28 protein-coding genes are annotated in these 25523 nt (G+C 53.9%); 23 read left to right on the top strand and 5 right to left on the bottom strand.

Features of this window, described 5'->3' with window-relative positions; all coding sequences use genetic code 11:
• Nucleotides 1–22: 22 nt before the first annotated feature.
• Nucleotides 23–673 carry a DcrB-related protein gene (locus KGP16_RS00335; RefSeq protein ID WP_223501585.1) on the bottom strand — a complete coding sequence of 217 codons (651 nt, stop codon included), beginning with the start codon at nt 671–673 and terminating at the stop codon, nt 23–25.
• A gap of 239 nt (nt 674–912) precedes the next feature.
• On the opposite strand from KGP16_RS00335, the gene KGP16_RS00330 reads away from it, so the two are divergent.
• The 19 genes from KGP16_RS00330 to KGP16_RS00240 all read left to right on the top strand — a co-directional run bounded on the left by KGP16_RS00330 (nt 913) and on the right by KGP16_RS00240 (nt 15341).
• Nucleotides 913–1653, top strand: a complete 741-nt coding sequence (locus KGP16_RS00330; RefSeq protein WP_223500593.1) for a helix-turn-helix transcriptional regulator — start codon at nt 913–915, stop codon at nt 1651–1653.
• Between the two features lie 449 nt (nt 1654–2102).
• Entirely contained in the window at nt 2103–2645 is a 543-nt protein-coding gene (locus KGP16_RS00325; protein WP_223500591.1) for a hypothetical protein, read from the top strand.
• Between the two features lie 3 nt (nt 2646–2648).
• Nucleotides 2649–4229 carry a DUF3383 domain-containing protein gene (locus KGP16_RS00320; RefSeq protein WP_223500589.1) on the top strand — a complete coding sequence of 527 codons (1581 nt, stop codon included), beginning with the start codon at nt 2649–2651 and terminating at the stop codon, nt 4227–4229.
• Nucleotides 4230–4238: 9 nt separating this feature from the next.
• The gene (locus KGP16_RS00315) at nt 4239–4679 is read left to right on the top strand and encodes a DUF3277 family protein (protein WP_094982507.1); all 441 of its coding nucleotides are present in this window, start codon (nt 4239–4241) and stop codon (nt 4677–4679) included.
• Between the two features lie 2 nt (nt 4680–4681).
• A complete protein-coding gene (locus tag KGP16_RS00310) occupies nt 4682–5089 on the top strand; it encodes a phage tail assembly chaperone (RefSeq protein WP_094982506.1) in 408 nt (135 codons plus the stop codon).
• Nucleotides 5090–5100: 11 nt separating this feature from the next.
• Entirely contained in the window at nt 5101–5277 is a 177-nt protein-coding gene (locus KGP16_RS00305) for an NTP pyrophosphohydrolase (RefSeq protein WP_094982505.1), read from the top strand.
• Nucleotides 5267–7042, top strand: a complete 1776-nt coding sequence (locus KGP16_RS00300) for a hypothetical protein (protein ID WP_223500588.1) — start codon at nt 5267–5269, stop codon at nt 7040–7042. Before KGP16_RS00305 ends, KGP16_RS00300 begins: the two co-directional genes overlap by 11 nt.
• Nucleotides 7042–7650, top strand: coding sequence for a phage baseplate protein (locus KGP16_RS00295; RefSeq protein WP_223500586.1), 609 nt, complete (start codon nt 7042–7044; stop codon nt 7648–7650). The genes KGP16_RS00300 and KGP16_RS00295 overlap by 1 nt, the downstream gene beginning before the upstream one ends.
• Complete coding sequence (locus KGP16_RS00290; protein WP_161713249.1) at nt 7647–7958, top strand: hypothetical protein; 312 nt, start codon at nt 7647–7649, stop codon at nt 7956–7958. The genes KGP16_RS00295 and KGP16_RS00290 overlap by 4 nt, the downstream gene beginning before the upstream one ends.
• Nucleotides 7955–9043: a hypothetical protein gene (locus tag KGP16_RS00285; RefSeq protein WP_223500585.1), complete on the top strand. Its 1089-nt coding sequence runs from the start codon at nt 7955–7957 to the stop codon at nt 9041–9043. The genes KGP16_RS00290 and KGP16_RS00285 overlap by 4 nt, the downstream gene beginning before the upstream one ends.
• On the top strand, nt 9043–9390 hold the full coding sequence (locus KGP16_RS00280; RefSeq protein ID WP_094982500.1) for a hypothetical protein: 348 nt from the start codon (nt 9043–9045) through the stop codon (nt 9388–9390). The genes KGP16_RS00285 and KGP16_RS00280 overlap by 1 nt, the downstream gene beginning before the upstream one ends.
• A gap of 132 nt (nt 9391–9522) precedes the next feature.
• Nucleotides 9523–9873 (top strand): hypothetical protein, encoded by a 351-nt coding sequence (locus KGP16_RS00275; protein WP_094982499.1) that lies wholly within the window; start codon nt 9523–9525, stop codon nt 9871–9873.
• 68 nt (nt 9874–9941) lie between these two features.
• Complete coding sequence (locus KGP16_RS00270) at nt 9942–10304, top strand: hypothetical protein (RefSeq protein ID WP_371822654.1); 363 nt, start codon at nt 9942–9944, stop codon at nt 10302–10304.
• A 100-nt stretch (nt 10305–10404) separates the two neighbouring features.
• Nucleotides 10405–11019, top strand: coding sequence for a Gp138 family membrane-puncturing spike protein (locus tag KGP16_RS00265; RefSeq protein ID WP_223501577.1), 615 nt, complete (start codon nt 10405–10407; stop codon nt 11017–11019).
• The gene (locus tag KGP16_RS00260) at nt 11016–11369 is read left to right on the top strand and encodes a hypothetical protein (RefSeq protein WP_223500584.1); all 354 of its coding nucleotides are present in this window, start codon (nt 11016–11018) and stop codon (nt 11367–11369) included. The genes KGP16_RS00265 and KGP16_RS00260 overlap by 4 nt, the downstream gene beginning before the upstream one ends.
• Nucleotides 11366–12559, top strand: coding sequence for a baseplate J/gp47 family protein (locus KGP16_RS00255; protein ID WP_223501575.1), 1194 nt, complete (start codon nt 11366–11368; stop codon nt 12557–12559). Before KGP16_RS00260 ends, KGP16_RS00255 begins: the two co-directional genes overlap by 4 nt.
• Nucleotides 12556–13158, top strand: coding sequence for a DUF2612 domain-containing protein (locus KGP16_RS00250; RefSeq protein ID WP_094982494.1), 603 nt, complete (start codon nt 12556–12558; stop codon nt 13156–13158). The genes KGP16_RS00255 and KGP16_RS00250 overlap by 4 nt, the downstream gene beginning before the upstream one ends.
• Before the next feature lies 1 nt (nt 13159).
• Complete coding sequence (locus tag KGP16_RS00245) at nt 13160–14254, top strand: hypothetical protein (RefSeq protein ID WP_094982493.1); 1095 nt, start codon at nt 13160–13162, stop codon at nt 14252–14254.
• 106 nt (nt 14255–14360) lie between these two features.
• A complete protein-coding gene (locus KGP16_RS00240) occupies nt 14361–15341 on the top strand; it encodes a hypothetical protein (RefSeq protein ID WP_216359522.1) in 981 nt (326 codons plus the stop codon).
• Between the two features lie 61 nt (nt 15342–15402).
• Here KGP16_RS00240 and fdhE read toward each other — a convergent pair whose 3' ends face one another.
• The 4 genes from fdhE to fdnG are packed head-to-tail and all read right to left on the bottom strand — an operon-like array spanning nt 15403 to nt 20935.
• The gene (gene fdhE, locus KGP16_RS00235) at nt 15403–16332 is read right to left on the bottom strand and encodes a formate dehydrogenase accessory protein FdhE (protein WP_174333189.1); all 930 of its coding nucleotides are present in this window, start codon (nt 16330–16332) and stop codon (nt 15403–15405) included.
• Nucleotides 16329–16967, bottom strand: a complete 639-nt coding sequence (fdoI, locus tag KGP16_RS00230; RefSeq protein ID WP_021181336.1) for a formate dehydrogenase cytochrome b556 subunit — start codon at nt 16965–16967, stop codon at nt 16329–16331. Before fdoI ends, fdhE begins: the two co-directional genes overlap by 4 nt.
• Nucleotides 16964–17875, bottom strand: coding sequence for a formate dehydrogenase subunit beta (fdxH, locus tag KGP16_RS00225; RefSeq protein ID WP_024483267.1), 912 nt, complete (start codon nt 17873–17875; stop codon nt 16964–16966). Before fdxH ends, fdoI begins: the two co-directional genes overlap by 4 nt.
• Nucleotides 17876–17887: 12 nt before the next feature.
• A complete protein-coding gene (fdnG, locus tag KGP16_RS00220; RefSeq protein ID WP_080661084.1) occupies nt 17888–20935 on the bottom strand; it encodes a formate dehydrogenase-N subunit alpha in 3048 nt (1015 codons plus the stop codon).
• A 173-nt stretch (nt 20936–21108) separates the two neighbouring features.
• On the opposite strand from fdnG, the gene fdhD reads away from it, so the two are divergent.
• The 4 genes from fdhD to yiiM all read left to right on the top strand — a co-directional run bounded on the left by fdhD (nt 21109) and on the right by yiiM (nt 25504).
• Complete coding sequence (gene fdhD, locus KGP16_RS00215; RefSeq protein WP_039996103.1) at nt 21109–21936, top strand: formate dehydrogenase accessory sulfurtransferase FdhD; 828 nt, start codon at nt 21109–21111, stop codon at nt 21934–21936.
• A 128-nt stretch (nt 21937–22064) separates the two neighbouring features.
• Nucleotides 22065–22688, top strand: coding sequence for a superoxide dismutase [Mn] (sodA, locus tag KGP16_RS00210; protein ID WP_024483271.1), 624 nt, complete (start codon nt 22065–22067; stop codon nt 22686–22688).
• A gap of 121 nt (nt 22689–22809) precedes the next feature.
• The gene (locus tag KGP16_RS00205; RefSeq protein ID WP_223500583.1) at nt 22810–24732 is read left to right on the top strand and encodes a methyl-accepting chemotaxis protein; all 1923 of its coding nucleotides are present in this window, start codon (nt 22810–22812) and stop codon (nt 24730–24732) included.
• A gap of 100 nt (nt 24733–24832) precedes the next feature.
• Entirely contained in the window at nt 24833–25504 is a 672-nt protein-coding gene (gene yiiM, locus KGP16_RS00200; protein ID WP_218520061.1) for a 6-hydroxyaminopurine reductase, read from the top strand.
• Nucleotides 25505–25523: the final 19 nt, after the last annotated feature.

Here is a 25523-nt window from a genome sequence, read left to right as displayed (position 1 = left end):
GTGCCGAGCTAAACCAGTCAGGTTATTTAACCTGCATGGTATCAATAATTCGCTGTACCAGGGCATGATGTAGATCCGGTGTTTTTGCTGGCGTTAACAGCTGCAACGTCACGACCCGTTTATTGAACACCGTCAACACGATGGTGGAAACCAGTTTTTGCCCGTTGACCGTCTGTTCAGTATCCAAACGATGGAACTTCTGCTTACCGACGGTGAAATTCTCTTCTTTGGTTTTCTTGATGTTCTGATAGCGGTCAGACAGCTCGGTAATAATGCTTTGCGTCAGCTCTTTGAGCATCGCATCGCTGGTATTGATCTTCATGTCTGCTGGCGGGATCACTTCCGAAGCGACGGTGCGCTGGCGCGATTTGCTGTCGAGAAACAGCTGAATGGTCGACTTGTCGTCGTTGATGATGCCGCTCAGCTTGGTCTGATCGCTGAAACCCGGCGGGAGTTCAAAGGTGATTTGGCCTTTTTGCAGCGAGACGTTCAGGCCAGGGGCGGGTTTGGGTTCTTCCACCGGCGGCACTGGGGCTGGCGTTACGGGCTGTGTCACAACCGGTTTTGGCGCGGGGGCGGGGACTTCCGGCTTTTTGCTGTCCTGGTTATCGCAGGCAACCAGCCCGGTAAGCAACACGGCTAGCGCCGCGCCTTTGGCAAGGGTCTTCAACATCATGTCTTCCTTTCGCGTTACGCGTCTTGACGTAACGGTAGCAACTCGCTTGCCGGTTTGCCAGATGTCTATTCTGATATTGGCGGTAATCCATGGGCAGGTTCAGCAGAGGGAATAAGCTGCTCTTCATACCGGTTAGTGCTCATTTGGCCCTAACAATCCGCTTGATTACGCATAACGCATCATTAATGTGCGCAATCCACCTTGCGTATCACGCACATTAATGAAAAAATCACCGGATGGAAACCGAAAAGAAACTCCCCAAAGAAATCGATCCCACCGTGGGTCGTAACATCAGACACCTTCGTCTCAAGAAGGGGCTAAACATTGCCGATCTCGCTAACGCGGTGAGCAGTGATGTGGGCAATATTTCACGCCTTGAAAGAGCGAAGCAGGGCTATAGCGATGAAATGATCAGAAAGATTGCTGATTTCTTTGGCTGCCCGGTTGCCGACCTGTTTAAGGCCGATCTCCCCTTCGGGCACGCATCAATAGAATCTGATGTGCAGCCCACCAGGCTAAAAGCGACGGTATGGGAAGATGGGGAACAAGACAACGAAGAGTTTGTAGAAATACCGCTGATCGATGTTCATTTCTCTGCTGGCAGCGGATGTATGGAGCTGACTGAAGAAGAAGAGTTTGCCCTGATTTTTCGCCGCTACTACCTACACAAGCTGGGCATTTCAACCACAGCAGCCAAACTCGTTCGCGTGATCGGCAATAGCATGGAACCGCGCCTGGCCGATGGCGACGTTGTAGGAATAAACACCGACGATACCAGGATCAGGGATGGCAAAGCCTACGGCATACGCCATGGTGATTTATTGCGCGTTAAATACCTGATAGAACAGCCTGATGGCGGTGTGGTGATCCGTTCGATGAACCGCGAAGAATTTGCTGACGAACAACTCTCCTATCAGCAAAGAAAAGAGCAGTTGGTGATCCTTGGCCGCGTTTTCTGGTCATCTTCCACCTGGTAACCCCTTTTTAGCCCCCCATAAACCTACTCACTTAACCCAGCAAGGTCTCTTGCTGGGTTTCGTCCGTTATACGACACCAAGTATAGACCCTACGTCCAATCAAAAATCCACGCATAAAACCACGCAAAAATAGTTCATCAAACATTTCAATACGTTAGATAAATGCGCATCAAACCCCGCAAATATGCATTTGACGCATTTGCGTGTAATGCATATACTGTATGCATAAACAGTGCTTTGGTAGGAAACCACACAGGCTGACGCATCGGGTGAGCGACGTAATCACCCACCGACCCCGAACAGGGACCGATCGGTAAGCTCTTTATGGAAAAACTGTTTTAAGCAGCCATCGTCGATACGAGGTGGCAAAGACGTGCAGATGGGTCAGCAACCCCTTTGCACCCTCTGCATTTAGTGTCAATTGCTGCCCTTCGGCGGAGGGAAAATGAATGAATAACAGCTCTGAACCCGGCTATTTGACTCCGCGGCAGTCACTCCAACCGGACGATCTGGCGTTGGAGCAATTACTGAGCCGATGGGTTTGCGGCGTTTCAGGGTTACCGCCCGAGTCGGTACTTTTACGTTGGCAACCTGATCATCCCCCCCAGCCTCCCTCCTATGTGGATTGGTGCGATCTGGGGGTGATGACGCTGACTACCGATAACGCCCCAGCCTTGGTTAATCAGTCCGATGACAGCATCGAACTATGGCGGCACGACGGCGTTGAAGTGGAGATCAGCTTTTATGGCCCCAATGGTCAGCGCTTTGCACGTCTGTTCCGCGACGGCCTGGCCCTCCCGCAAAACAATGTCGAACTGAATGCTGCGGGGCTGTCATGTGAGTCCTACGGCGCTGTGGTGTCAGCCCCCCAGTTGGTCAATGGCCATTGGGTACGCCGCTACGACCTGCAAGTCCAGTTGAACCGCAAAGAAATCCGCGAATACGGCGTTAAATCGCTGGTGGCCGCGCCTGTTAAATTTTTTGGAGAATAAAACATGTCACTACAGGGATTACCCGTATCCAATATTGTCAATGCGACAATCAATATGAGCACCCGTGCCGCGCAGTCGCGTAACTTTGGGGCGTTGTTGGTGGTCGGTTCCTCGCCGGTGATCGATGCTGGTGAACGGATCCGCGCCTACAGCGATATTTCGGCGGTAGCCGCCGACTTCGGCATGAACACGCCGGAGTATGCCGCCGCCAACTTGTACTATCAGCAATCGCCACGTCCGGTCACGCTCTATATTGCGCGCTGGTTGGGGTCTGACACAGCTGCCGTGTTACGCGGGGCTCTGTTAACTACGGAACAAAAAGCCCTCAGCCGTTTTACCGCGGTAAAAAATGGGGCGATGAAAATCACCATTGACGGCACCGCCAAGACGCTGAGCTCACTCGACTTTTCGGCAGAAACCAACCTTAACGGGGTCGCAGCCAAACTGAGTACCGCGCTGGCTACGGCGACGGTGACCTGGAACGGCAACCGGTTTATGGTCGCATCCAAGACCAATACCGCCGCATCCGCCGTCACCTTTGCTTCCCCAGGCACTGCGGGAACCGATTTATCCGAGTTACTGGGGCTGACGCAAGAGACCGGGGCACGTTTGATCCCCCGCCAGGAGAAAGAAACTATTCAGGCCTGTATCGCTGAACTGGCAAACATTTCTACCGCCTGGTACGGCCTGGTTATCGCGGATACCGACCTGAGTGATGATGATGTGCTGGCCGTGGCCGCATTTATCGAGGCTGACGGCGTTTCACGCATTTATGGCCATACTCTGCTGGATCCCGCAGGGCTGGAAGCCTATCTGCTCACCGAACGCAGCCTGGTTATCCAGGCAGAAGATGAAAATGGTCTGTTGGTAGAACCTACCGGCACGGGCACCCCGGCCAATCTCTCAGCCTTTAGCGCCGGCTCTGACATTGCCAGCAAACTGAAAGCGGCCAAGTTTTCACGCACCTTGGTGCAATATTCCAGCACCACCCCTTATGCTGCCGCTTCGCTGTTTGGCCGCGCCTTCAGCGTCAACTTTAACGGCAACAACACCACCATCACCCTGAAGTTTAAGCAGCAGCCGGGCATCACCGCCGAGACGTTAACCCAAACGCAGGCGAACGCACTGACCGCAAAAAACTGCAACGTCTTTGTCAACTACAACAATGACACAGCCATTATCCAGCCAGGGGTGATGTGTAACGGTGACTTTATCGATGAGCGCCACGGGCTGGACTGGTTGCAGAACTTTGTCCAGAACAACCTGTTCAACCTGTTGTATACCAGCACCAGCAAGATCCCACAGACCGATGCCGGCGTAACCCGTTTGCTGACCAACGTAGAGGCCTCACTGGCGCAGGCCGCCAATAACGGTTTGGTGGCACCAGGCGTCTGGAATGGTGGCGCGGTGGGTATTGTGCAACCTGGGGATACCCTGACCAAAGGTTACTACACCTACGCAACCCCAATCGCCGAGCAGGCACAAGCCGATCGTGAAAAACGTCTCGCCCCAGTGATCCAATGTGCGATCAAGCTGGCTGGCGCAGTGCATTTTGCCGACGTGATCATCAACGTAAATCGCTAAGGAGCGAACATGTCCACTTACAGCTTTATTGACGTATCGGCCAGCCTGGTTGGCCCAACAGGCGTTATCGACCTCGGTTATGGTTCAGCCACCTCGGATGAGGGGATCACCATTTCGATGGCGGAGGCCAAAAATACCATGACCTCCGGTGCTGACGGCGAGGTTATGCACAGCCTACATGCGGGTAAGAGTGGCACACTCACGGTCACCTTACTCAAAACCTCCCCCACCAATAAAAAGCTCTCTTTGGCCTATAACGCACAAAGTCAGTCGTCGGCATTATGGGGCAATAACGTGATCACGGTACGCAACAGCGCCTCTGGTGATACCACGGTAGCCCGCAGTGTCGCCTTCCAGAAACAGCCCGATCACGCTAATGCCAAGTTGGGTAGTACCGTTGCCTGGGTCTTCGACTGCGGCAAGATTGATCAACTGCTTGGGGAGTTTTAACGGTGGAATTTGAACTGAAAGAGCAGCACTACCGGGTAGCGAAAATGGACGTTTTCACCCAGTTCCGCTTATCCCGCAAGCTCCTTCCCATGTTGATGGGCGTGGTGGGGGATCCGCAGGGCACAAAAAGCGGCAGCACCAGCATGGAGAGCCTACTGCCAAAAATGGCCGAGGTGATTTCAAGCATGAGCGACGAGGACTGTAACGCCGTGATTTATCCTTGCCTGTCTGTCGTCTCACGCCAGAACGGCAAAACATGGTCGCCGGTGTTCTCACAGGACGTGTTGATGTTTGACGATATCGACATGATGGACATGTTGCAAATTGTCGGCCGCGTCGTGGGGGATGCGCTGGGGAGTTTTTTGCCTACAACCCGCGCCAACGAGATGGACATCCTGCCAGTGGGTTAACCCTGGATGTCTTGACCGGTGGTGAAGACTGGATCCTACGCCCGGTTGATGCCGGGCTTATCCCCTATACCGCCCTCAAAGACGGTGCCGTTGATCTGGGCGATATCGCCCTGATGAACGACTACCTCGATCTCAAAGCCGATAACGCGGCACGAATTGATAAATGGAGAAACGATCATGGATCCTGATGCGATGCGGGGTTTGTTAATCGGCTTTGATGAAACGACGAGCACCCGCGTGACACAAAGGCTGGAAGATATGACCCAGCAAGTCAGGCAGTTGGAAACGATCATGAGTGCTTATGATATGCATGATTTTTTCCTTAACCCTGACTTTGCTGTGGATCAGACGGGGGCAACCCGCCTGATCCAAACGGTGCAAGACATCACGGATAAAGCCGTGAAAATGGGGGCTGCGGTACAAACCATAGCCCTTGAGGTGGTAGCTTTCACGGTCAAAATAGCCAGCAATCTGGATCACCTCTATTTCGCCGCCCAACGTACCGGCGGCAAGGTAGAGGGGATTGAGGGCATCAATTATGCCGCCTCACAGGTTGGCGCATCCGCGCCAGCCGCACAGGATTCACTGGCAAATTTCACGCGTTTTTTGCAGCACTCACCCGATGCGGAAGGCTATCTGCAACGCCTCGGGGTACAAACGCGTGATGCGCAACAGCTCCCACTCAGCCCGGAAAATGTGTTCATCAGGTTAGCCAATCGTCTGAGTCAGATGCCCGTGGACAGCGCCAATCAGCATGCTCAGGAAACCGGTATCAATGAAGATACTATGCTGGCCATGCGTAATGGTTTGGGGCAATACAGTACTAGGTACAACGAGATGGCAAAAGCCATCGGCTATAACGCCGAGCACTCCGCGCACCAAGCCAACCAGTTTATGACCGCAATACGCGATTTGACCACGCAGTACGGCATGGCGCAAAACAAAATCGGGGGTGAACTTGCCGGTGGCCTGGCTGTGGAGGTTGAGCGGTTCCGGCGCGGTATTATTGATCACTGGCCACAGATTGAAAAAATCCTTGATAGGCTAACCAAAGGCATACTGTGGCTGGCCCATAACATCAGGATCCTGGTCATGCATGCCATTGATGGCATTAGCTCACTGATAGATTGGTGGGAAAAGCTGGATGATGGCACCCAAAAGATGCTTGCCGGTGCTGGCGCACTGCTGGTGGCCTGGCGGTTGTTGAACGTCGCGTTTATGACCACGCCTTTGGGGATGATCCTGGCACTCGCTGCTGGATTGCTGGTGCTGGTACAGGATTTCCAAGCTTGGCAAAAAGGTAGCGAAAGCCTGATTGATTGGGGAAGATGGGAACCCCAAATTAATTACGCCAAGAAGGGCCTGAAAGAGATCGGCGAGAGTTTTATCCCCGTAGCGGATAATGCCGGTGAATTGATGAAGGCGGTAGGCGATCTGGTGGTAAAACTTGGTGAGATGGCAGGGATCGACCTGAGTAAAATTTCGCTAAGATCGATTTCTGACGGGATTATTGAAAGCATCAAAACGGCCAACGCGCTGCTTGCAGCCTTACTACACTCGCTCACGTTACTGGTAAAAGGGGATTTTGAGGGAGCCTTCAAGTCGCTGAAAGATATTGCGTTCAGGGAAGATAATCCTTTTAATTTCACGTCTAGCGGAAAAATGGGTAAGTTTCTTGATAAGGAAATTTTTGACAAATTGTCCTTACCCTCTTGGCTCTCACCGGAATCACTAAAAGAAAAATTTAATTGGGTTGGGGAAAATATAACCCCTTACAATAACGGCCTGATGTATGGCGCTGCGAGGTGGAATACCGGCCCTGCTGTTAATCAAAATACGTATATCACCGTTAACGGTTCCAGCAGCCCGCAGGAAACGGCTTTTGTCATCGCCGATCGGCAGGTTGATGTCAATGCCCGGCTGACGCATCAAATGCAAAGGGAGATAAGCTAATGGATATGCTATCGGTTCTATTTTCGCAGCAAAAACGGCGCATTGGTACCATCGTGCCAAGCGTCGTCATTTCTGAACGTCACTCCGATGTGCTGGAAATCACCGAGCATCCCGTGGAACAAGGGGCGCCGATTAACGATCACGCCTTTAAACGGCCGGCTGAAATCACCATGGCACTGGGCTTTGCCGGTGGCGGATCGCTGCTGGACCTGGCAGACACCACCAGAATGTTTGATATGAACACTGGGCTATCGATGGGGACCTCCCCACGTGACATCTATCAGCAACTGCTCGAGCTGCAAAATAACCGCCTACCTTTCGATGTAACAACCGGCAAGCGGCACTATAAAAATATGCTGCTGCGCTCTCTTGATGTCACCACGGATAATCACAGCGAAAACGTGCTGATGTGCGTATTAACCCTGCGGGAAGTGATTATCTCACAAACGTACGCCATTGCGGTTGCCCACAAAGAGAATATGGCGGCAGGGGTTAGCACGTCCCCAGTACACAACACGGGGATGAAAGCACCTATTCCGGCAAATAAAGCCTTGGTTCGCGATGCCATCAATAAAAATCAGGGTGCGTTACAAAGGGGAGCCAGATGAATATACAGGAAATTCCGCTCACCCCGATCAACCAGCAATTTAGCATCTCGCTGGGTGGGCAACTAGTGAATATGCGAATTAACTGGCGTGATGACGCCGGGTGGATATTGACCTTGATAGGTAGCACCGGGGAAACGCTGGCTAATGGTATCCCCTTGGTTCCAGAAGTTGATCTGCTGGAGCAGTATGCGCACCTGGGCATTAACGGTTCCTTGTGGGTGGTTAACGACATCGCCGCAGGCGAATACCCGACAAAAACCGATCTTGGCATCACTAGCCATTTATATTTTGTGCAGGGGGAACCATGAGACAAAACTGGATACGCCACTTCGAGCTACAGTTGCTGAATAATAATGGCGTGGGCGTTAATCTGTCTGACTTCAAGGTTACCTTCAAGATTGAATGGCATGATATCAATCAGCCCCGCATCGCGACCTATATTAAGATCTATAACCTATCGTCGGATACCACCAACAATATTATCGGCCAGGAGTATTCGAAGATCCGCATTATCGCAGGCTATAGCGGTATTGCACCGGAGGTTGAAGCTAGTCAGGTGGGGGTTATTCGGCCAGTGGACCCAACGCAGAGCGGGCAGCGGGACGGACAAAACTTCGGGATGATATTCAGCGGTGACATTCGTTTTGCCATTACCGGCAGGGATAACCCGACAGATACCTTCGTGCTAATCCAGGCGATCGATGGGCATAACGCCTTTATCAACTCAACCATCAGCCTAACGCTGGCCGCAGGCTACACGCTGGAGGATGAGTACAATATTCTGGTAAACAATCTCGCCCCGTTCGGCATTGTGTCCGGCTTCAGGCCCGTTTTTCCTCTGTCACGCTCGCCACGTGGCCGGGTATTCTACGGCATGACGCGGGACTACCTGGATAATATTGCCTACCAGTGCAAGGCAAGCTGGCAGTTTGTCGATGGCCGCCTGGATATGGTGCCGAAAGATCAGGCTGTCCATCCGGCCATTGTGCTGAATAGCCAAAATGGCCTGATAGGCATGCCGCAACAGACCATGGGGACAGGAGTAAACGTGCGTTGCCTGATTAACCCTAATATCCGGCTTAACGGGTTAATTCAGCTCAATCAGGCCTCGATCTATCGCATCGAACTGCCTGAAGATGCGATCCGAGCCGTCAAGAACAAGATCGGCTCCGTCGAAACGAACGGTATTATCACCACAGAGATCCCAACCACAAACTCGGACTCAAACTCGGAAAATCGCCCCGCTAGCCTTGCCACCGATGGGGTCTATATAGTACGGTCTATCACCATAACAGGGGACACGCGCGGCCAGGCGTGGTATATGGATATGATGTGTGAGGCGCGTGGAGTCTCTGAGTCTTATTCCGCAGAAGGGATACAAAGGAACGCTTAATGAATTTACGTGTGATTATCATTTCGTCACTGCTACTGGGGTTCAATTTACCTGCGTTTGGTGCCCTACAATGTGGCGGGTTCAAACTTGACATAAGCGCTGATGGATGGACTTCAGTTAACGGTGAAAGGGTAACATCGCAAAAGATAACGTTTTTAGATAAAAAAGGTGATTGGGATAACATTCAAACAGATATGGGTCTTATGCCTGCTCGTGATGGAAATATGTATGGTTTCCAATATATTAATCGGGATGGAAAAAAGTGGCTCAACGTTCAGCTACTTCGCGCCAACATGAACGCTCCGCGAATTATCGGAACGTTCGACTGTATAAAAATTAAAGACTGATGCTAATATAAGCTGGTTATCTCCTAACTCAGCAGACATACGCGGCCAGGACTGGTATATGGATATGATGTGTCAGGCGCGTGGAGTTACTACCCAGCCATCGAAGCCTTACTTCGACAAAACGGAGTGACAATGCAGAATTCGAGTCGACTTTTATTTATAATCATTTTTTCCATTTTTGGATTCAATGCACATGCAGCTTTTCAATGTGCAGGCTGGAAACTGACAGGAAATGATGATGGCTGGGTTCGGATAAATGGTGAAAAAGTCACATCGCAGAAAGTAACAGAACTGGGAGCCAAAGGTGATGGGGCTAATACTAAATGGAGCATGGGTCTCATGCCATCCCGTGATGGCAATATGTATGGCTTTGAATTTATCAAACGTGATGGCATAGTCTGGCTCAACGTTGAGCTACTCCGCGCCAGCATGAATGCTCCGCGAATTATCGGAACGTTCGACTGTATAAAAATTAAAGACTAGATGTATACGGCACGTGGCTCGACGGATTCACTAAATAACAGCACGCGTGATAGATACGCACCGGATTGATGATGAATAAGATAACTCTCATGTTTTTATGCCTGTGGTTGGTCCCCTCGCATTTTATTTCAGCGGCAGTTACCAAGTGCGGGGACTTCACGCTTATTCCTGATGATGACGGATGGATGCGTATCAATGGAGCCAAACCCGAAAGCCAGAAAATAACTTTCCTAAAGCAGAAAGAAGATTATAGGAATATCAAGATTGAATGGTTCATGGCAACCACTGAGCCAGGGCTATGGATTGGTATGGAATATATAAAACGTGATGGTAAGGCAATTCTGAACACTCAGCAACTCCGCGCCAGCATGGATGCCCCCAAAATTTTTGGAACATACGACTGCGTAAGAATTAAAGACTCAGCGAGATAACCCGTTTGGTTTAACTCTCGGCGCTGAAAAAATAATGCTGACCCGGCCATTGTGCCGGGTTTTTTTATGGAAATTTGTGATGACAATATCCACTGAATCAATGACCGGTCAGCTTTCTGAAACGCTCAGAGCTGCCACTAACGGGCTATCTGCCCAACTGCGCGTCTGCCTCCCCGGCATCATACAATCCTTTAATCCTCAGGATGTTACCTGCGTCGTGCAGTTGGCGATCAATGGGCAGGACGGCGATACCTCCATTATGTTGCCGCTGATACCCGACCTACCGGTGGTTTTCCCCCGCGGCGGCGGCGTCACTCTCACTTTCCCCATTGCTGCTGGCGATGATTGCATGGTGGTGTTCTGCGATCGCCGCATCGATTTCTGGTGGCAGAACGGCGGCGTCCAAGAGGCCGTAGCCACACGCCAGCACGATCTCTCCGATGCTTTTGTGATCGTTGGCCCGCAGTCCCAGGCGCAGAAAATCAGCGATATCAGCACTACGGCGGCTCAGCTGCGCAGTGATGATGGCAAGACGGTGATCGGCATCAACCCCACCAGCGGGGCCATCTCAGGGACCGCGCCAGGGGGATTCGATCTTAACGGTTTAAAAATCCTGCCGGATGGCCGCCTGCAACTGGTAGGGGGCGTCATAGTCGATAGCCACGTACACGGTGGTGTCGAATCCGGCGGCAACAGCACCAAGGGGCCACAATGAGATACCGACGCGAAGATTCAGACGGCGATTACGTTTTTGGCAGTGGGGATAACAACTTCCTCACCAATTCTGCCGAAGCGATCGCACAAGCGGTAAAAACCCGCTTTGAGATGTGGCAAGGGGAATGGTTTCTCGATGACCGCGAGGGAACCCCCTACAAGCAGGAGATACTCGGCAAACATCAATCTCCCATCTATCAGCTGGCGATATGCGAGCGCATCCTCACGACGCAGGGAGTCACCGAGATCGAAACCCTCAAGATCCAATTCGATACCGGCTCACGCCGGATCGCCTTTACCGCCACCATCAACACACTCTACGGAAAAATCACCGTTAACAGCGAGGCATAATGCTAAATCTCAATACGCTTGGGCTGGCGGCCACCATTGATGCCAGCGGGATCGGTGCGCCCGATTATCAAACCATCCTCAGTACGCTGACAGGATATTTCCGCCAGATATACGGCGAGGATGCCTATTTAGACCCAGACAGCAAAGACGGACAGATGCTGAGTATTTTCGCCCTGGCTATGCATGACGCCAATAATTCGGCGATTGCGGTGTATAACAGCTTTAGCCCGGCAACGGCGCAGGGGCGAGCGCTGGAATCCAACGTCAAGATTAACGGCATCAAGAAAAGTGCAGCATCCCGCTCTACCGTTGATGTGCGCGTTACTGGTCAGGTGGGCACCATCATCGCCAATGGTATCGTACGCGACAGTTCGGGGAATAGTTGGAGCCTGCCACCCACGGTGGTTATCGGGCTTAATGGTGAGGTCATTGCAACGGCCACCAGCCGGGTCGATGGCGCAATTATTGCCCTGCCTGGGGAAGTGAACGCTATCGGCACACCTACCCGCGGCTGGCAATCGGTCACTAACCCGGCGGCCGCCACCCCAGGCCGGGCAGTCGAAACAGACGCAGACTTGCGCATCAGGCAATCCCAGTCGGTCGCACTCCCCTCACGTACCGTGCTGGATGGGATCTTGGGCGCCATTACTTCTCTGCCAGGCGTGAAACGCGCACGGCCTTACGAGAATGACAGCAACCAGCCCGATGAACACGGTATTCCTGGGCACTCGATAGCTATCGTTGTCGATGGTGGCGATGCAAAAGCGATCGCCAGCACGATAGCCCTGAAAAAAACGCCAGGTGCCGGGACTTATGGCACCACGTCGATCGCGGTCAAAGACAAAAACGGCATGACGCAGAACGTCAACTTTTTCCGTAAAGCCGATGTGGCGGTTTATGCACAGGTCGAATTAAAACCGCTGATGGGTTACACCTCTGATATTGGCGAAGAGATAAAGGCTGCGATTGCCGATTATATTAACAATATCGATATCGGCGAACCGGTCAGAATACATCGGCTGTATCTACCAGCTAACTTGAATGGGGCTGAAAACCGTGCAACCTTTGACCTGGTGGGGTTAACCATCGGTACCTCGCCTGGGGCCTTATCGGGCGATAACGTAGATGTCGCCTTTAACGCAGCAGCTATTAGCCATAATGACAATATCATCATCAAGGTGACGATATGAGTGAGACTAAATATCAGCGTCTCATTACCTCCTATCACAAAAGTAAACCCCGGTTTTATGATCATATCAGCCTGATAACCCATCCGCTAATTAACCTCCAACGCGTGACCAACGGCCTGCTTGGAGATTTTGATCTTGATGCGGCCGTGGGTAACCAGCTTGACGTGCTGGGGCTGTGGATCGGCATTAACCGTGAGGTTGTTACACCGAGGGTGGGCAACGGTATTGAGTCAACAGAAGGCTCACTACGTTTGGATGATCAGACCTACCGCACCGTGCTACGAGCAAAAATACAGGCCAATCACTGGGATGGAACCCTGGAAACCCTTGATGCGATTTATCAAAGCATCTTTAGCGATGGGCAAGTGAAGGTTCTGGCCATTGATAACTTTGATATGACCATGACCATCTATTTCTTTGGTGGTGATATCTCTCCGGTACTGAGAGCGGTGATCAAGTCCGGCTATCTGGATGTGAAACCCGAAGGGGTAGGCGTCAAATATGTGATTGCTGACGCGCCTTTATTTGGTTTCGATTTGAACAATGAATTTACTTCCGGCTTCGATTCTGGAGCATGGGGAATATTGCTAGGGGCGTAAAATGGCTAAGAATGAAATATTGTCTTTCGGGGCAGCAGCAGGCGCAAACGTATTAACACCTAAGGATTACGAGACGCTGTCCTCGCGTTTAACGGGCTTTTCGGCGGGGATTGCGGAGTCAAAACAGCTGAATACGGTATGGCGACAATCCTCGATTATCGCCAACCTGATGGCACAGTTTATTGCGGACAAAAGCGGTAAGGATGTACTGGATAACGGCGATATGGTCACGCTACGCGCTAACCTGGAAGCCGCGCTGAAAGCGTTTATTACCGCTAATATCGACAAAAACGAGTTCTTACTCAAAGCCAATAATCTGTCGGATATTGTGGATAAAGCGGTTGGCCGCGCCAATCTGGAGCTTGCCGGTATCAAAATCACGGGCAGTACTGCAGGCTCGAATGCGGGTGTCGGTACCCCCGTTGCCTCAGGTAAAGCCTCCGCCGCAATAGGCGAGAGAAGCTCAGCCAGCGCAGAGAACGCAACAGCGGTAGGCAGTGGGGCCAGTGCCTCAGCAACCAACGCCACGGCCATTGGCCCGTCGGCATTGGCCTCGTCAACCAACAGTACCGCGATTGGTTATGGTTCAACCACTACCAGAACCAATGAGGTCTCATTTGGGGCAGCCGATAAAAAACGCGTTCTGGCAAACGTTGCCCCTGGTACCCAAGACAGTGATGTAGTGATCCTGGGGCAGCTTGCGCAACTGATGACAAAAATCTGCCCGCATTCCGTCGGCGATGTGATCTTCAGAGCGACCGCAACCAGCCCGCAGACGGATTACCCTGGCACCACCTGGGTGAAGTTACCTGCCGATGTCATGATCCGTACCGCGAACATGGCCGCATCCAATATTCTGCAAACCGGCGGACGAGACAGTGTGACCCTCTCTATCAATGAGATGCCAGCACATAGCCACGATCTGCAGGCATACCCATCAAATACCGCGCTAGATGGGGGTACCTCAAACCGTCGCAGTGTAGACGTTGGTAACTCACAGCTTGATAGCCAAGTGATTAAATCGGCCGGTGGCGGTCAGGCATTTTCTATTCTGAACAGCCATATCTCCGTGGTCGGCTGGCGGCGTACGGCTTAAGCAGGCAACTCATAACAATCCCCCTATTTTTGGCATACAGCACCGCCAGCCTATCGCTGCGTCATATAACCCCCGTTGCCAGTTGCAACAGATGGAGAATTTGTAAATGTCTGAAGGTATCAAGATATCTGATTTAGAGCGCGCCAATGCGCTGACGGGCAATGAACTGCTGGTTCTTTGCCAGAAAAATAACCAGGGAGAGTGGGAGTCCAAAAATCTCCCGCTGGAAAGCGTCAGGGATATTATCCCCGCAGGTATGCCTGGCGAGCCAGGCAAACAGGGCACCACAGGGGCAAAAGGAGAACCTGGCCCCATAGGACCAAAGGGCGAACCAGGCCCTGCGGGAGAGGATGGTGAAGGTGCGATTACCGATGTTGAGCCGACAACCAATCTCAATACGTTAATCATCGGGGGGGTTTATCGGTTACCCGGTGGTGGCAGCGCCCAGGCATCGTATAACTTAAATTACCCGTTCGGTGTCGAGCCTGGTTCAGAAACCATGATGTACGTCTCGTCAACCAGTGCCTTCGGGGGATCGTATATCACACAGGTTTTTTACGGTACGCAGTTTGCTTCAAACCCTGGGCCTTATGTTAGAACCAGAGCGTCTAACGGAGCATGGGCCGCCTGGAGCCGGGTTATTGATGAGGGCACGTTTAAAAAGCAAAGCGTACAGCAACTCAATATGTCGCAGAACAACCTGCAGGTACATAAACCTGTCGGTACCGTCAGTTCTGCGTGGTATTACCAAACCCCCGACGATACGACGAGCACCCCAAATCCGAAAACCACGCCAAGCAGTAATGAAGGGGTGATGTTAAACCTTACCAATCCCTTTGCGAGACCCATGCAGGGTGTCTTTAGCGGCATAGCTTTGGCGGTAGATTCAAACGGCAGGGCATTTACCAACGTTGATCGGCAGAATATTGGCACAGCCGAAGCTCCTGCCGATTTGAACTGGCGTGAACTGGTATCCGTACCGATCAAAAATCTGGTGGAAATTCCGGACGCCACCGCCACAACTCAGGTTGAAACACTGAACAAGATCTTGGCAGTGATGCGGACTGCTGGAATGATAAAAAAATAGCCTTGATTGGCCGGGGGAAATCCCGGCCTGACTTTTCTTTCTGGCCAGATTAGCGCCTATCTCATTCCCCAGGGAACAGGAACGGGTTGATACTGCTGCGCGCAAAGCCTTCCTCTTCCATCTTGGCATCGAGGATAAGCGAAGCCAGATCGTCGGCCACCGCCTCGACCTTCGGGTCCTTCTCCTGATAGAGGATCTTCAGGTAGGTGCCGCAATCGCCACAGCTTTCCGCTTTCACCGCCGCCTGCTCACTTTCCAGTGACCAGTAGTTGAGATCGCCGGTTTGCTCGCAGTTGCTGCATTTCACCCGCACCACGTGCCATTCGCTCTCGCACAGGTTGCAGTGCAGATAGCGCAGGCCGTTCACGGTACCAAGATGCACCACGCTGGAAACCGGGATACTGCCGCAAACCGGGCAGAACTGGCGATGCTCGCCGTACTCGGCCCGGGCCTTGCCAGGGATCTGGCTGGCCATCTGCGCCCAGTACAACGACAGCGCTGCCCAAAGGAACGGGGCTTTGTCGCTGCCTACTTTGGCAAACTCGCCTTTCAGCAGGGCGCTGGCCAACAGCTCCAGCTCATGGGACGAGGATTTCTCCAGGTTATCCAACACCGCCAGCACGTGTTCCGGTGCCTGCGGGCGCAGTTCTGCGATCAGCGATGCCAGCAGCTTGTGCCAATGTTCGCTGCGCGGATAAACGCTGATGTCCAACGGCGGCTTGCCGCTGGCGGCACTCTGGGTCAGCGTTTCACCGAGATCCAGCTCCAGCGGATTATCGTGGCAGGCGTTGTGCTGCGCCTGTGCAATGCTGGCAGCAAAATTGAGGTAATCACCCAGCGGATGGTCTGCGGCCAGTTGCTGCAGACGTTCGGCTCGGCGGGTATAAAGGCTCTTCAAGTTGGCGAAAAGTAACGGCGGAATAGTTTCCGCCGTTGAAGACTTTTCACGCTGTGCCCCTAACTGCTCTTTAGGAACGATGCGGATACTCATCTGGGTTTGTCTTCCTGTTGTTTCTCGCGGACCTCACGGTACCAGCGCGGGTGATGCTTCTTGGCCCAGGCAGCCGGCACCCAACCTTCCACCATCGCGGTAATGGTGCCTTTTACCCACAACGCGGCGTAAATGTGCACCATAATCACGATGATCAACCCCACCGCTGCCAACGAATGCACCACCAACGCGATGCGGATCAGCGGAATGGAGAAGGAGGGGGCAAAGTATGGCCGCCAGATAACGATACCACTGGCCAGCAACAGCACCAGACTGATAATCGCCGCCCAGAATACGCACTTCTGACCGAAATTATAACGCCCAGTGTCACCCACTTCCTCATTCATGGCGATTTTGTGGATGTTTTTCGCCCAGACGATATCTTCCCGGTTGATCAGGTTGTGCTTCCAGTAGCGCAGGAACATCAGCAGGAACGCAACGAACATCAACACCCCGGTGAAGGGGTGAAGGATGCGTGCCAGCTGTGGCGTACCAAAGATATTCATCAGCCAGTTAAAGGACGGGAACAGGAACCCCAGCCCGCTGATGGCGGCAAAAATAAAGCAGAACGCCACAATCCAGTGGTTAATCCGCTCCGGCGCGCTGTAGCGCTGAATTGGCTTTTCCTTCCTCATTTGCGCGTCTCCTCATCATGATGCTCGTCCTTCGGATCCTGCTCTTCCTCTTCTTCAACGCGGTTTGGCCCCACGCCAACGTAGTGGAAGATACTGGCCGCGAAGGTGGCAGCAAACCCGATGGCAGCCAACGGTTTCCAGACCCCTTTCCAGAAGGTCACCGCAGGGCTGATGGTCGGGTTATCCGGTAAACCGTGATACAGCTGCGGTTTATCGGCGTGATGCAGTACGTACATCACGTGGGTGCCGCCCACGCCTGCCGGATCGTACAGACCGGCATTCTGGTAGCCACGGGTTTTCAGTTCATCGACACGTTCCGCCGCGACGTTTTTCATCGCTTCTTTGGTGCCGAAGTGGATCGCCCCGGTCGGACAGGTTTTCACACAGGCCGGTTCCTGGCCAACGCCAACACGATCGACGCACAGGGTACATTTGTACACCCGGTTGTCTTCCGCATTCATGCGTGGCACGTCGAACGGGCAACCGGCGATGCAGTAGCCGCAGCCGATGCAGTGTTCAGACTGGAAGTCGACGATGCCGTTGGCGTACTGGATGATGGCTCCTTCCGCCGGGCACGCCTTCAGGCAGCCCGGATCGGCGCAGTGCATGCAGCCATCCTTGCGGATCAGCCACTCCAGCTTGCCGTGCTCCTCAACTTCCGAGAAGCGCATCACCGTCCACGATTTGGCGGTCAGATCGGCGGGGTTATCGTAAACCCCGACGTTGTGCCCCACTTCATCGCGGATATCATTCCATTCAGAACAGGCTACCTGGCAGGCTTTGCAGCCGATACAGGTAGTGACATCGATCAGCTTGGCCACTTCTTCCTGGTGATCGCGCGCGCGCGGTGCCGGGGTGAAGCCATTGGTGGCGGATTTACGAATGATGTCTTGAGATTGCATTGCCATAATTCGTCTCCGTTACACCTTTTCCACGTTAACCAGGAACGCCTTGAACTCTGGCGTTTGCGTATTGGCGTCGCCGACAAACGGCGTCAGCGTGTTGGCGATAAAGCCTTTCTTCGCCACCCCTTCGTAACCCCAGTGGATCGGGATGCCGATGGTGTCCACGTCCTGGCCATTTACCTGCAGAGTCCGAATACGTTTGGTCACCACCGCCTTGGCCTTGATATAGCCACGGTTGGAGCTGACTTTGACCGTATCGCCCTGCTTGATGCCTTTTTTCTCAGCCAGTTTTTCACCTATCTCGACAAACTGCTCCGGCTGGAGGATCGCATTGAGCAACGCATGTTTGGTCCAGTAGTGGAAATGCTCGGTCAGACGATAGGTCGTGCCGACATACGGGAACTTGTCGGATTTGCCCATCGCAGCCAGATCGTCTTTGAACACGCGTGCCGCCGGGTTGGACACCACGTTCGGGTGCAACGGGTTGGTGCCGAGCGGCGTTTCAAACGGCTCGTAGTGTTCAGGGAACGGTCCTTCCGCCATTTTGTCGATGGCAAACAGGCGGCCCATGCCTTCCGGCTGCATGATAAACGGCCCAACGTCACTGCCCGGTGCGGCGGCGCTGTAGTCCGGGATATCCACCCCGCCCCACTTGGCACCATCCCATTCCAGCAACTGGCGTTTGGCATCCCATGGTTTACCCGCTGGATCCGCAGACGCACGGTTATACAGGATGCGGCGGTTCAACGGCCATGCCCAGGCCCAGCCCAGCGTGTTGCCAAGGCCAGAAGGATCGGCGTTATCACGGCGCGCCATCTGGTTGCCCGCTGGCGTCCAACTGCCTGCGAAGATCCAACAGCCACTTGCCGTGGTGCCGTCATCACGCAGGTGCGCGAAGGTACTGAGCAGTTCGCCTTTCTTCACCAACACTTTGCCGTCTGGATCGAGAACATCCGCCAGCGCCCGGCCATTGCTCTCCATCGCCACTTCTTCTGGCTTCGGATTTTCCGGTGTCAGGTAATCCCAGGACATGTTCAGCAACGGCTCAGGGACCGCACCGCCGTCACGGGTGTACATTTCGCGCAGGCGCATCAGCAGCCCCGCCAGAATTTCACCGTCGTTCAGCGCTTCCCCTGGGGCATCGGCCCCTTTCCAGTGCCATTGCAGCCAGCGGCCAGAGTTAACGATCGAGCCGTTCTCTTCGGCAAAGCAGGTGGATGGCAGGCGGAACACTTCGGTCTGGATTTTCGATGGATCAACGTCGTTAAACTCATCGTGGTTCTGCCAGAAGTTGGAAGTTTCGGTGTTCAGCGGATCGATGGTCACCAGGAACTTCAGCTTGGCCAGTGAGGCCACCACTTTGTTCTTGTTCGGGAACGACGCAACCGGGTTAAAGCCCTGGCAGATATAGCCATTCACTTTCCCCTGCGACATCATCTCGAAATACTGCAGCACGTCGTAGCCTTTGTCCCACTTCGGCAACCAGTCAAAGCCCCAGCTGTTATCTTTCTGCGCTTTGTCGCCGTAGAAGCTCTTCATCATGCTGACGAAGAATTTCGGGTAGTTGCTCCAGTAGTTGACCTGGCCCGGCAGCAGCGCCTTCGGCGTGTTGGCTTTCAGGTAGGTTTCCAGATCGGCCTGCTTCTCGGAAGGTAGCGTCATGTAGCCCGGCAGGCTTTGTGACAGCAGACCCAAATCGGTCAGACCCTGGATATTGGAGTGACCACGCAGGGCGTTCACGCCACCACCTGCCATGCCCATATTGCCAAGCAGCAGTTGGATCATCGCCATGGTGCGGATGTTCTGCGCACCGACCGAGTGCTGTGTCCAGCCCAGGGCGTAGAGGAACGAGGCCGTCTTGTCGTTGGCGCTGGTTTCAGCGATATATTCGCACACCTTGATGAAATCTTCGGTTGGCGTGCCGCAGATGTTGGTTACCACCTCTGGCGTATAACGGCTGATGTGTTTTTTCAGCAGGTTCCACACGCAGTTCGGATCCTGTAGCGTTGTATCACGCTTGGCGAAGCCGTTCTCGTCGAGCTGGTAGTTCCAGGTGGTTTTATCGTATTTGCGATTTTCCGCGTCGTAGCCGCTGAACAGGCCGTCGTCGAAAGTGAAGTCTTCCCGCACCAGCAGGCTGGCGTTGGTGTAGGCGTCCACGTATTCGCGGTTAATCTTGTTATTGGTGATCAGGTACAGCAAGACGCCCGACAGGAAAGCAATGTCGGTACCTGAACGGATAGGCGTGTAGAAATCCGCCACGGATGCAGTACGGGTAAAGCGCGGATCGATGACGATCAGCTTGGCTTTATTATGAATTTTGGCTTCCATCGCCCAGCGGAATCCCACTGGATGCGCTTCTGCCGCATTCCCACCCATGACAATAATTAAGTCGGCGTTCTTGATATCAACCCAGTGGTTGGTCATCGCACCGCGACCAAATGTTGGAGCAAGACTTGCTACCGTTGGTCCGTGTCAGACACGCGCCTGGTTGTCTACGGCAAGCATGCCGAGAGCGCGACTAAATTTTTGGGTCAGCATACCGGTTTCGTTGCTGGAGGCCGAAGCACACAGCATCCCGGTGGAGAGCCAACGGTTTACCGTTACGCCAGCGGCGTTGGTGGCTTCGAAGTTGGCATCGCGGTCTTCTTTCATCAGTTTGGCGATGCGGGTGAAGGCGTCGTCCCAGCTGATGCGTTGCCACTTGTCTGAGCCTGGAGCGCGATATTCAGGGTATTGGAGACGGCTTTCGCTGTGGATGAAATCCACCAGACCTGCCCCTTTCGGGCACAGTGCACCACGGTTTACCGGATGGTCTGGATCCCCTTCGATATGGAAGATGCTCTCTTTGGCGTTTTTGGCGCCATCACCAAGGCTGTACATCAACAGCCCACAGCCGACGGAACAATACGTGCAGGTATTACGGGTTTCACGGGCGCGCAGCAACTTGTACTGCCGGGTTTCCGCCAACGCCACCGCCGGGCTAAAGCCCAGTGCAGCTACCGTGGTTCCTGCCATACCGCCAGCGCAGATCTTAAAGAACTGCCTTCTGCTGACCTGCATGGGGGGTCTCCTTTCTCTCTCGTGTTGTCACATTGTTTCAAATGACGCTTTCCCCCTCAAAGCGGGAAGCGCTAAAATCACTATTCTTATGTGGGTATTGGCCAAATGGGCCGCAACGGCGCCGCAATAATACCATAGCAGGCGTAGGGTTGTTACAAACAGGTGCCAGGAAAGTGAACAAAATTAACCAAGAGCAGCCCACAAATGTGAACGCGCTCACGGGCCTGATCCAGGCTCCGGTGTACCAGCGCGGACAACTGACCACCAAAGAGCAAGATTGGCTCGCCGAAGAGGTGCCGGTCGCGCTGGTGTATAACGGTATTTCTCACGTGGTAATGATGTGTACGCCAAAGGATCTGGAGGCGTTCGCCCTCGGTTTTTCCCTTTCGGAAGGGATTATCGACTCACCACGGGATATCTTCAGTATAGAGGTTAATCCCACCTGCAACGGCATGGAAGTACAAATCGAGCTTTCCAGCCGCCGCTTTGCCGGGCTGAAGGAGCGCCGCCGGGCGATGGCGGGCCGCACAGGGTGCGGCGTTTGTGGCATCGAACAGTTGGCGGATATCTTCCGGCCGGTCACACCGCTGCCCTTTACCCAAACCTTCTCATTGGCCAATCTCGATCGCGCCCTTGACCAGCTACGTCAGGTGCAGAACGTCGGCCAGTTGACGGGTTGTACCCATGCCGCAGGTTGGATCTCACCGCAGGGTGAACTGCTGGGCGGCTGCGAAGACGTTGGCCGCCATGTGGCGCTGGACAAAATGATCGGCATACGCGCCAAACAGGGCTGGCAGCAAGGGGCGATCCTGGTTTCCAGCCGGGCCAGCTATGAGATGGTGCAAAAATCCGCCATGTGCGGTGCCGAGATCCTGTTTGTGGTCTCTGCCGCCACCTCGCTGGCGGTGGAAATCGCCGAGCGCAGCAACCTGACATTGGTTGGTTTTAGCAAGCCAGGCCGGGCAACGGTGTTTACTCATCCGCAGCGTATTACCGATTAATCCCTAAACCATACAGTCTGTAGGGCATTGATAATCATTTTCAATATCATTTAATTAATTATAATGCATCATACTGCTTACGCGGTGCTCACATTTTGCGCCGCCCTACACTACTGGAGATGATGATCATGAGTTATTCACTGCCATCCCTACCTTATGCTTACGACGCACTAGAACCGCATTTCGACAAGCAGACGATGGAAATCCATCACACCAAACACCACCAGACCTACGTCAACAACGCCAACACCGTGCTGGAAGCTTACCCTGAGCTGGCTTCGCTGAGCGTAGAAGAGCTGATCCAGGATCTGGATAAAGTCCCTGCAGACAAGCGCACCTTTATGCGCAACAACGCAGGCGGCCACGCTAACCACAGCCTGTTCTGGAAAGGCCTGAAAACCGGCACCACGCTGGGTGGCGATCTGAAAGCCGCTATCGAGCGCGATTTCGGCAGCGTAGAGAAATTCCAGGAAGAGTTCGAGAAAGCCGCCGCCACCCGTTTCGGTTCTGGCTGGGCTTGGCTGGTGCTGAAAGGCGACAAGCTGGCCGTAGTCTCTACCGCTAACCAGGACAGCCCGCTGATGGGCGAAGCCGTCTCCGGCGCTTCAGGCTTGCCAATCGTTGGCCTGGACGTGTGGGAACACGCTTACTACCTGAAATTCCAGAACCGTCGCCCTGACTACATCAAGGCATTCTGGAACGTAGTGAACTGGGACGAAGCGGCCAAACGCTTCGCCGAAGCCAAGAAATAATTTGGCTTATCTCCGATGATGCCCGCTGATGCGGGCATTTTTTTGCCCATTTCCCGCTAAAGTTTAACCGCCCCTTGCCGATGCTTTGTTCAATTGACCAACGCCTAAAGAGGGATAAATCATGGCGGCATTGCAAGCTTTGGCAGGAAAAATCGTTCATCTCACCGTAGGTAAAAAGCTCGGACTCGGGTTCTCTCTAATGTTGATACTGGCGATCGTTATCGCTGGCACCGGGATAACCTACCTCAATCTTATCGAATCACGCAGCGACCGCATCGATTTCAGCTATCAGTTAACGGGCGAAATCAGTCAGGCTAAATACACCCGTGCCATGTTTAGCCAAAATTACAACATCGACTACCTTGAACGTAACCGCAAACATATCGAGAACGCGTTGCAACTGGCCAGCCACGCGCAAAACCTGAATTGGGATGCGCAAAGCCGCAAGGATCTGGAGCTGTTGGTGGTGTTGCTGGGTAACTATGAGCAACAACAGAAAATGTTTGCCAAAGCCGTGGTGGATAAAGACGCGGTACGAGCCAGCTGGAACATGTCCGAAGTTCAGGACAGCCTGAGCCAGGTTGAACGTCAGTTGGGGGCTACCGATCTGCAACTGGCGTTTATCCAGTTGAACCAGAAGCTGACCCAGATCCGCTACTATGCCCGTGGCCTGGTGCTGCAACCCAACCGCGACTCCGAAATCCCATTGCTCAGCGCCATCGACGACGCCCGCAGCGCCGCCAACACGCTCAGCCAACGCCTGAACGAGTCACAGCGCCCGTTGCTCCAACCTCTGTTGACCGTGCTTGACGAGTATAAAGGCCACATCGCGGCCTACCTGCCCGCCGTTGAGAATGAGATCAAGATCAGTAAACAGCTCGGCGGTTACGCTGACGAGATCGGTACGCTGGTCAATAATTTCATGAAGGATGAGCTGACGCAGACCCATAACAATATCAATACCGCGCAATGGCAGATGGGGATCACCACGGCGATCGCCATTCTTGCTGGCCTGCTGATATCATGGCGTATCACATTGCAGATCACTCGCCCACTCAACAGCACCCTGGAACTGGCAGAACGCATTGCCAAGGGTGATCTACGCCAGGCACAAACCAGCACTCGCCGTGATGAACTGGGCCAGTTGCTTAACGCCGTCGCCGCCATGAGCCAGAACCTGCGCGATATGATTGAGAAAATCCAGATGGGGGTCAGCCAGGTCTCCACCGCCGCCGGAGAAATCGCTGCGGGCAATACCGACCTCTCTTCACGCACCGAACAACAGGCCGCCGCGGTGGAAGAAACCGCCGCCAGCATGGAGCAGCTCACCGCCACGGTGAAGCAAAATGCCGACAATGCCCATCACGCCAACCAGCTGGCGACCGATGCCTCACAAACCGCACAGCAGGGCGGCAAACTGGTTAACAACGTCGTCAGCACCATGCGGGATATTTCCAACAGTTCGCAGCGGATCGCCGAAATTACCACCCTGATCAACGGCATTGCCTTCCAGACTAACATCCTGGCCCTGAACGCCGCCGTAGAGGCCGCCCGTGCGGGTGAGCAAGGGCGCGGTTTCTCGGTTGTCGCCAGCGAAGTCCGTAATCTGGCCCAGCGCAGCGCCCAGGCAGCGAAAGAAATCGAAGGGTTGATTACCGAGTCGGTCAACCGGGTACAGAGCGGTACCGCACTGGTGGAAGACACCGGCAACACCATGGAGCAAATCGTCCGTTCGGTCACCCACGTGCGCGATATCATGGCTGAAATAGCCGCCGCCTCCGATGAACAGACCAGAGGCATCGCGCAGATCGGCCAGGCCATCGTGGAAATGGATCACACCACGCAGCAAAACGCCGCGCTGGTGGAAGAGTCTGCCGCCGCCGCCGATTCACTGGAAGAGCAGGCTGAGATGCTGCTGCAAAGCGTCTCGGTCTTCCGTCTGGCGGACAAGGCTGCGCCAGTGGAAACCAAAACCACCCAGCTCAAATCACCGCCTATGGCTAAACCGAGCACCAGCGCCGAAGATAACTGGACAACCTTCTAACCCCTCCACCCGCCCGGTGATTTCCGGGCGGGTTATTCTGTTCCTCCCCCTCGACTCAGGCTATGCTAGACGGCATTAACGAGCGTGAATGGAGGCTAGCATGCACCACCCAGACGTCTATCTCGGTTCGATTCAACCTTATGAAGGTGGCCGCCCCAGCGCTATCGCCAAACACCTGGTGGAGGGTACGCTGAAGCTCACCCCCTTGGGTCTGGCAGGCGATGAGCAGGCAGAAAAAAGCTACCACGGCGGGCCTGACCGCGCCCTTTGCCACTACCCGCGCGAGCATTACGACCACTGGCGTGAACAGTTCCCCGCTCAGGCAGAACAGTTCTGCGCACCCGCCTTTGGTGAGAATATTTCGACTCTCGGCCTGACCGAGCATAACGTGTTTATGGGGGATATTTTCCGCTGGGGAGAAGCGCTGATCCAGGTAACCCAACCGCGTTCTCCGTGTTTCAAACTCAATTACCATTTCGCTATCGGCGATATTTCGGTGCTGATGCAGCAAACCGGCCGCTGCGGCTGGCTGTACCGCGTGGTGTCGGCCGGATCGGTCAGTGGCGACCAACCACTGGAACTGGTGACCCGCAATAGCGATGTTTCCGTCGCACAAGCGATCGGCATCGCCTGGCACATGCCGTTCGATGAAGAGCAATACCGCCGTTTACTGTCGGTCGCTGGGCTGTCGACCAGTTGGAGCAAAACCATGCTGACGCGCATCACCAGCGGCAAAATCGAAGACCTCAACCGCCGTCTGCTTGGCCGTTAACCGGCGCCAGGCAAAAGAC

It is taken from the genome of Serratia sp. JSRIV006 (assembly GCF_019968685.1).
Classification (GTDB): Bacteria; Pseudomonadota; Gammaproteobacteria; order Enterobacterales; family Enterobacteriaceae; genus Chania; species Chania fonticola_B.
The sequence above is the reverse complement of the archived record's forward strand: the minus strand, read 5'-3'. Positions and strand labels throughout refer to the sequence as shown.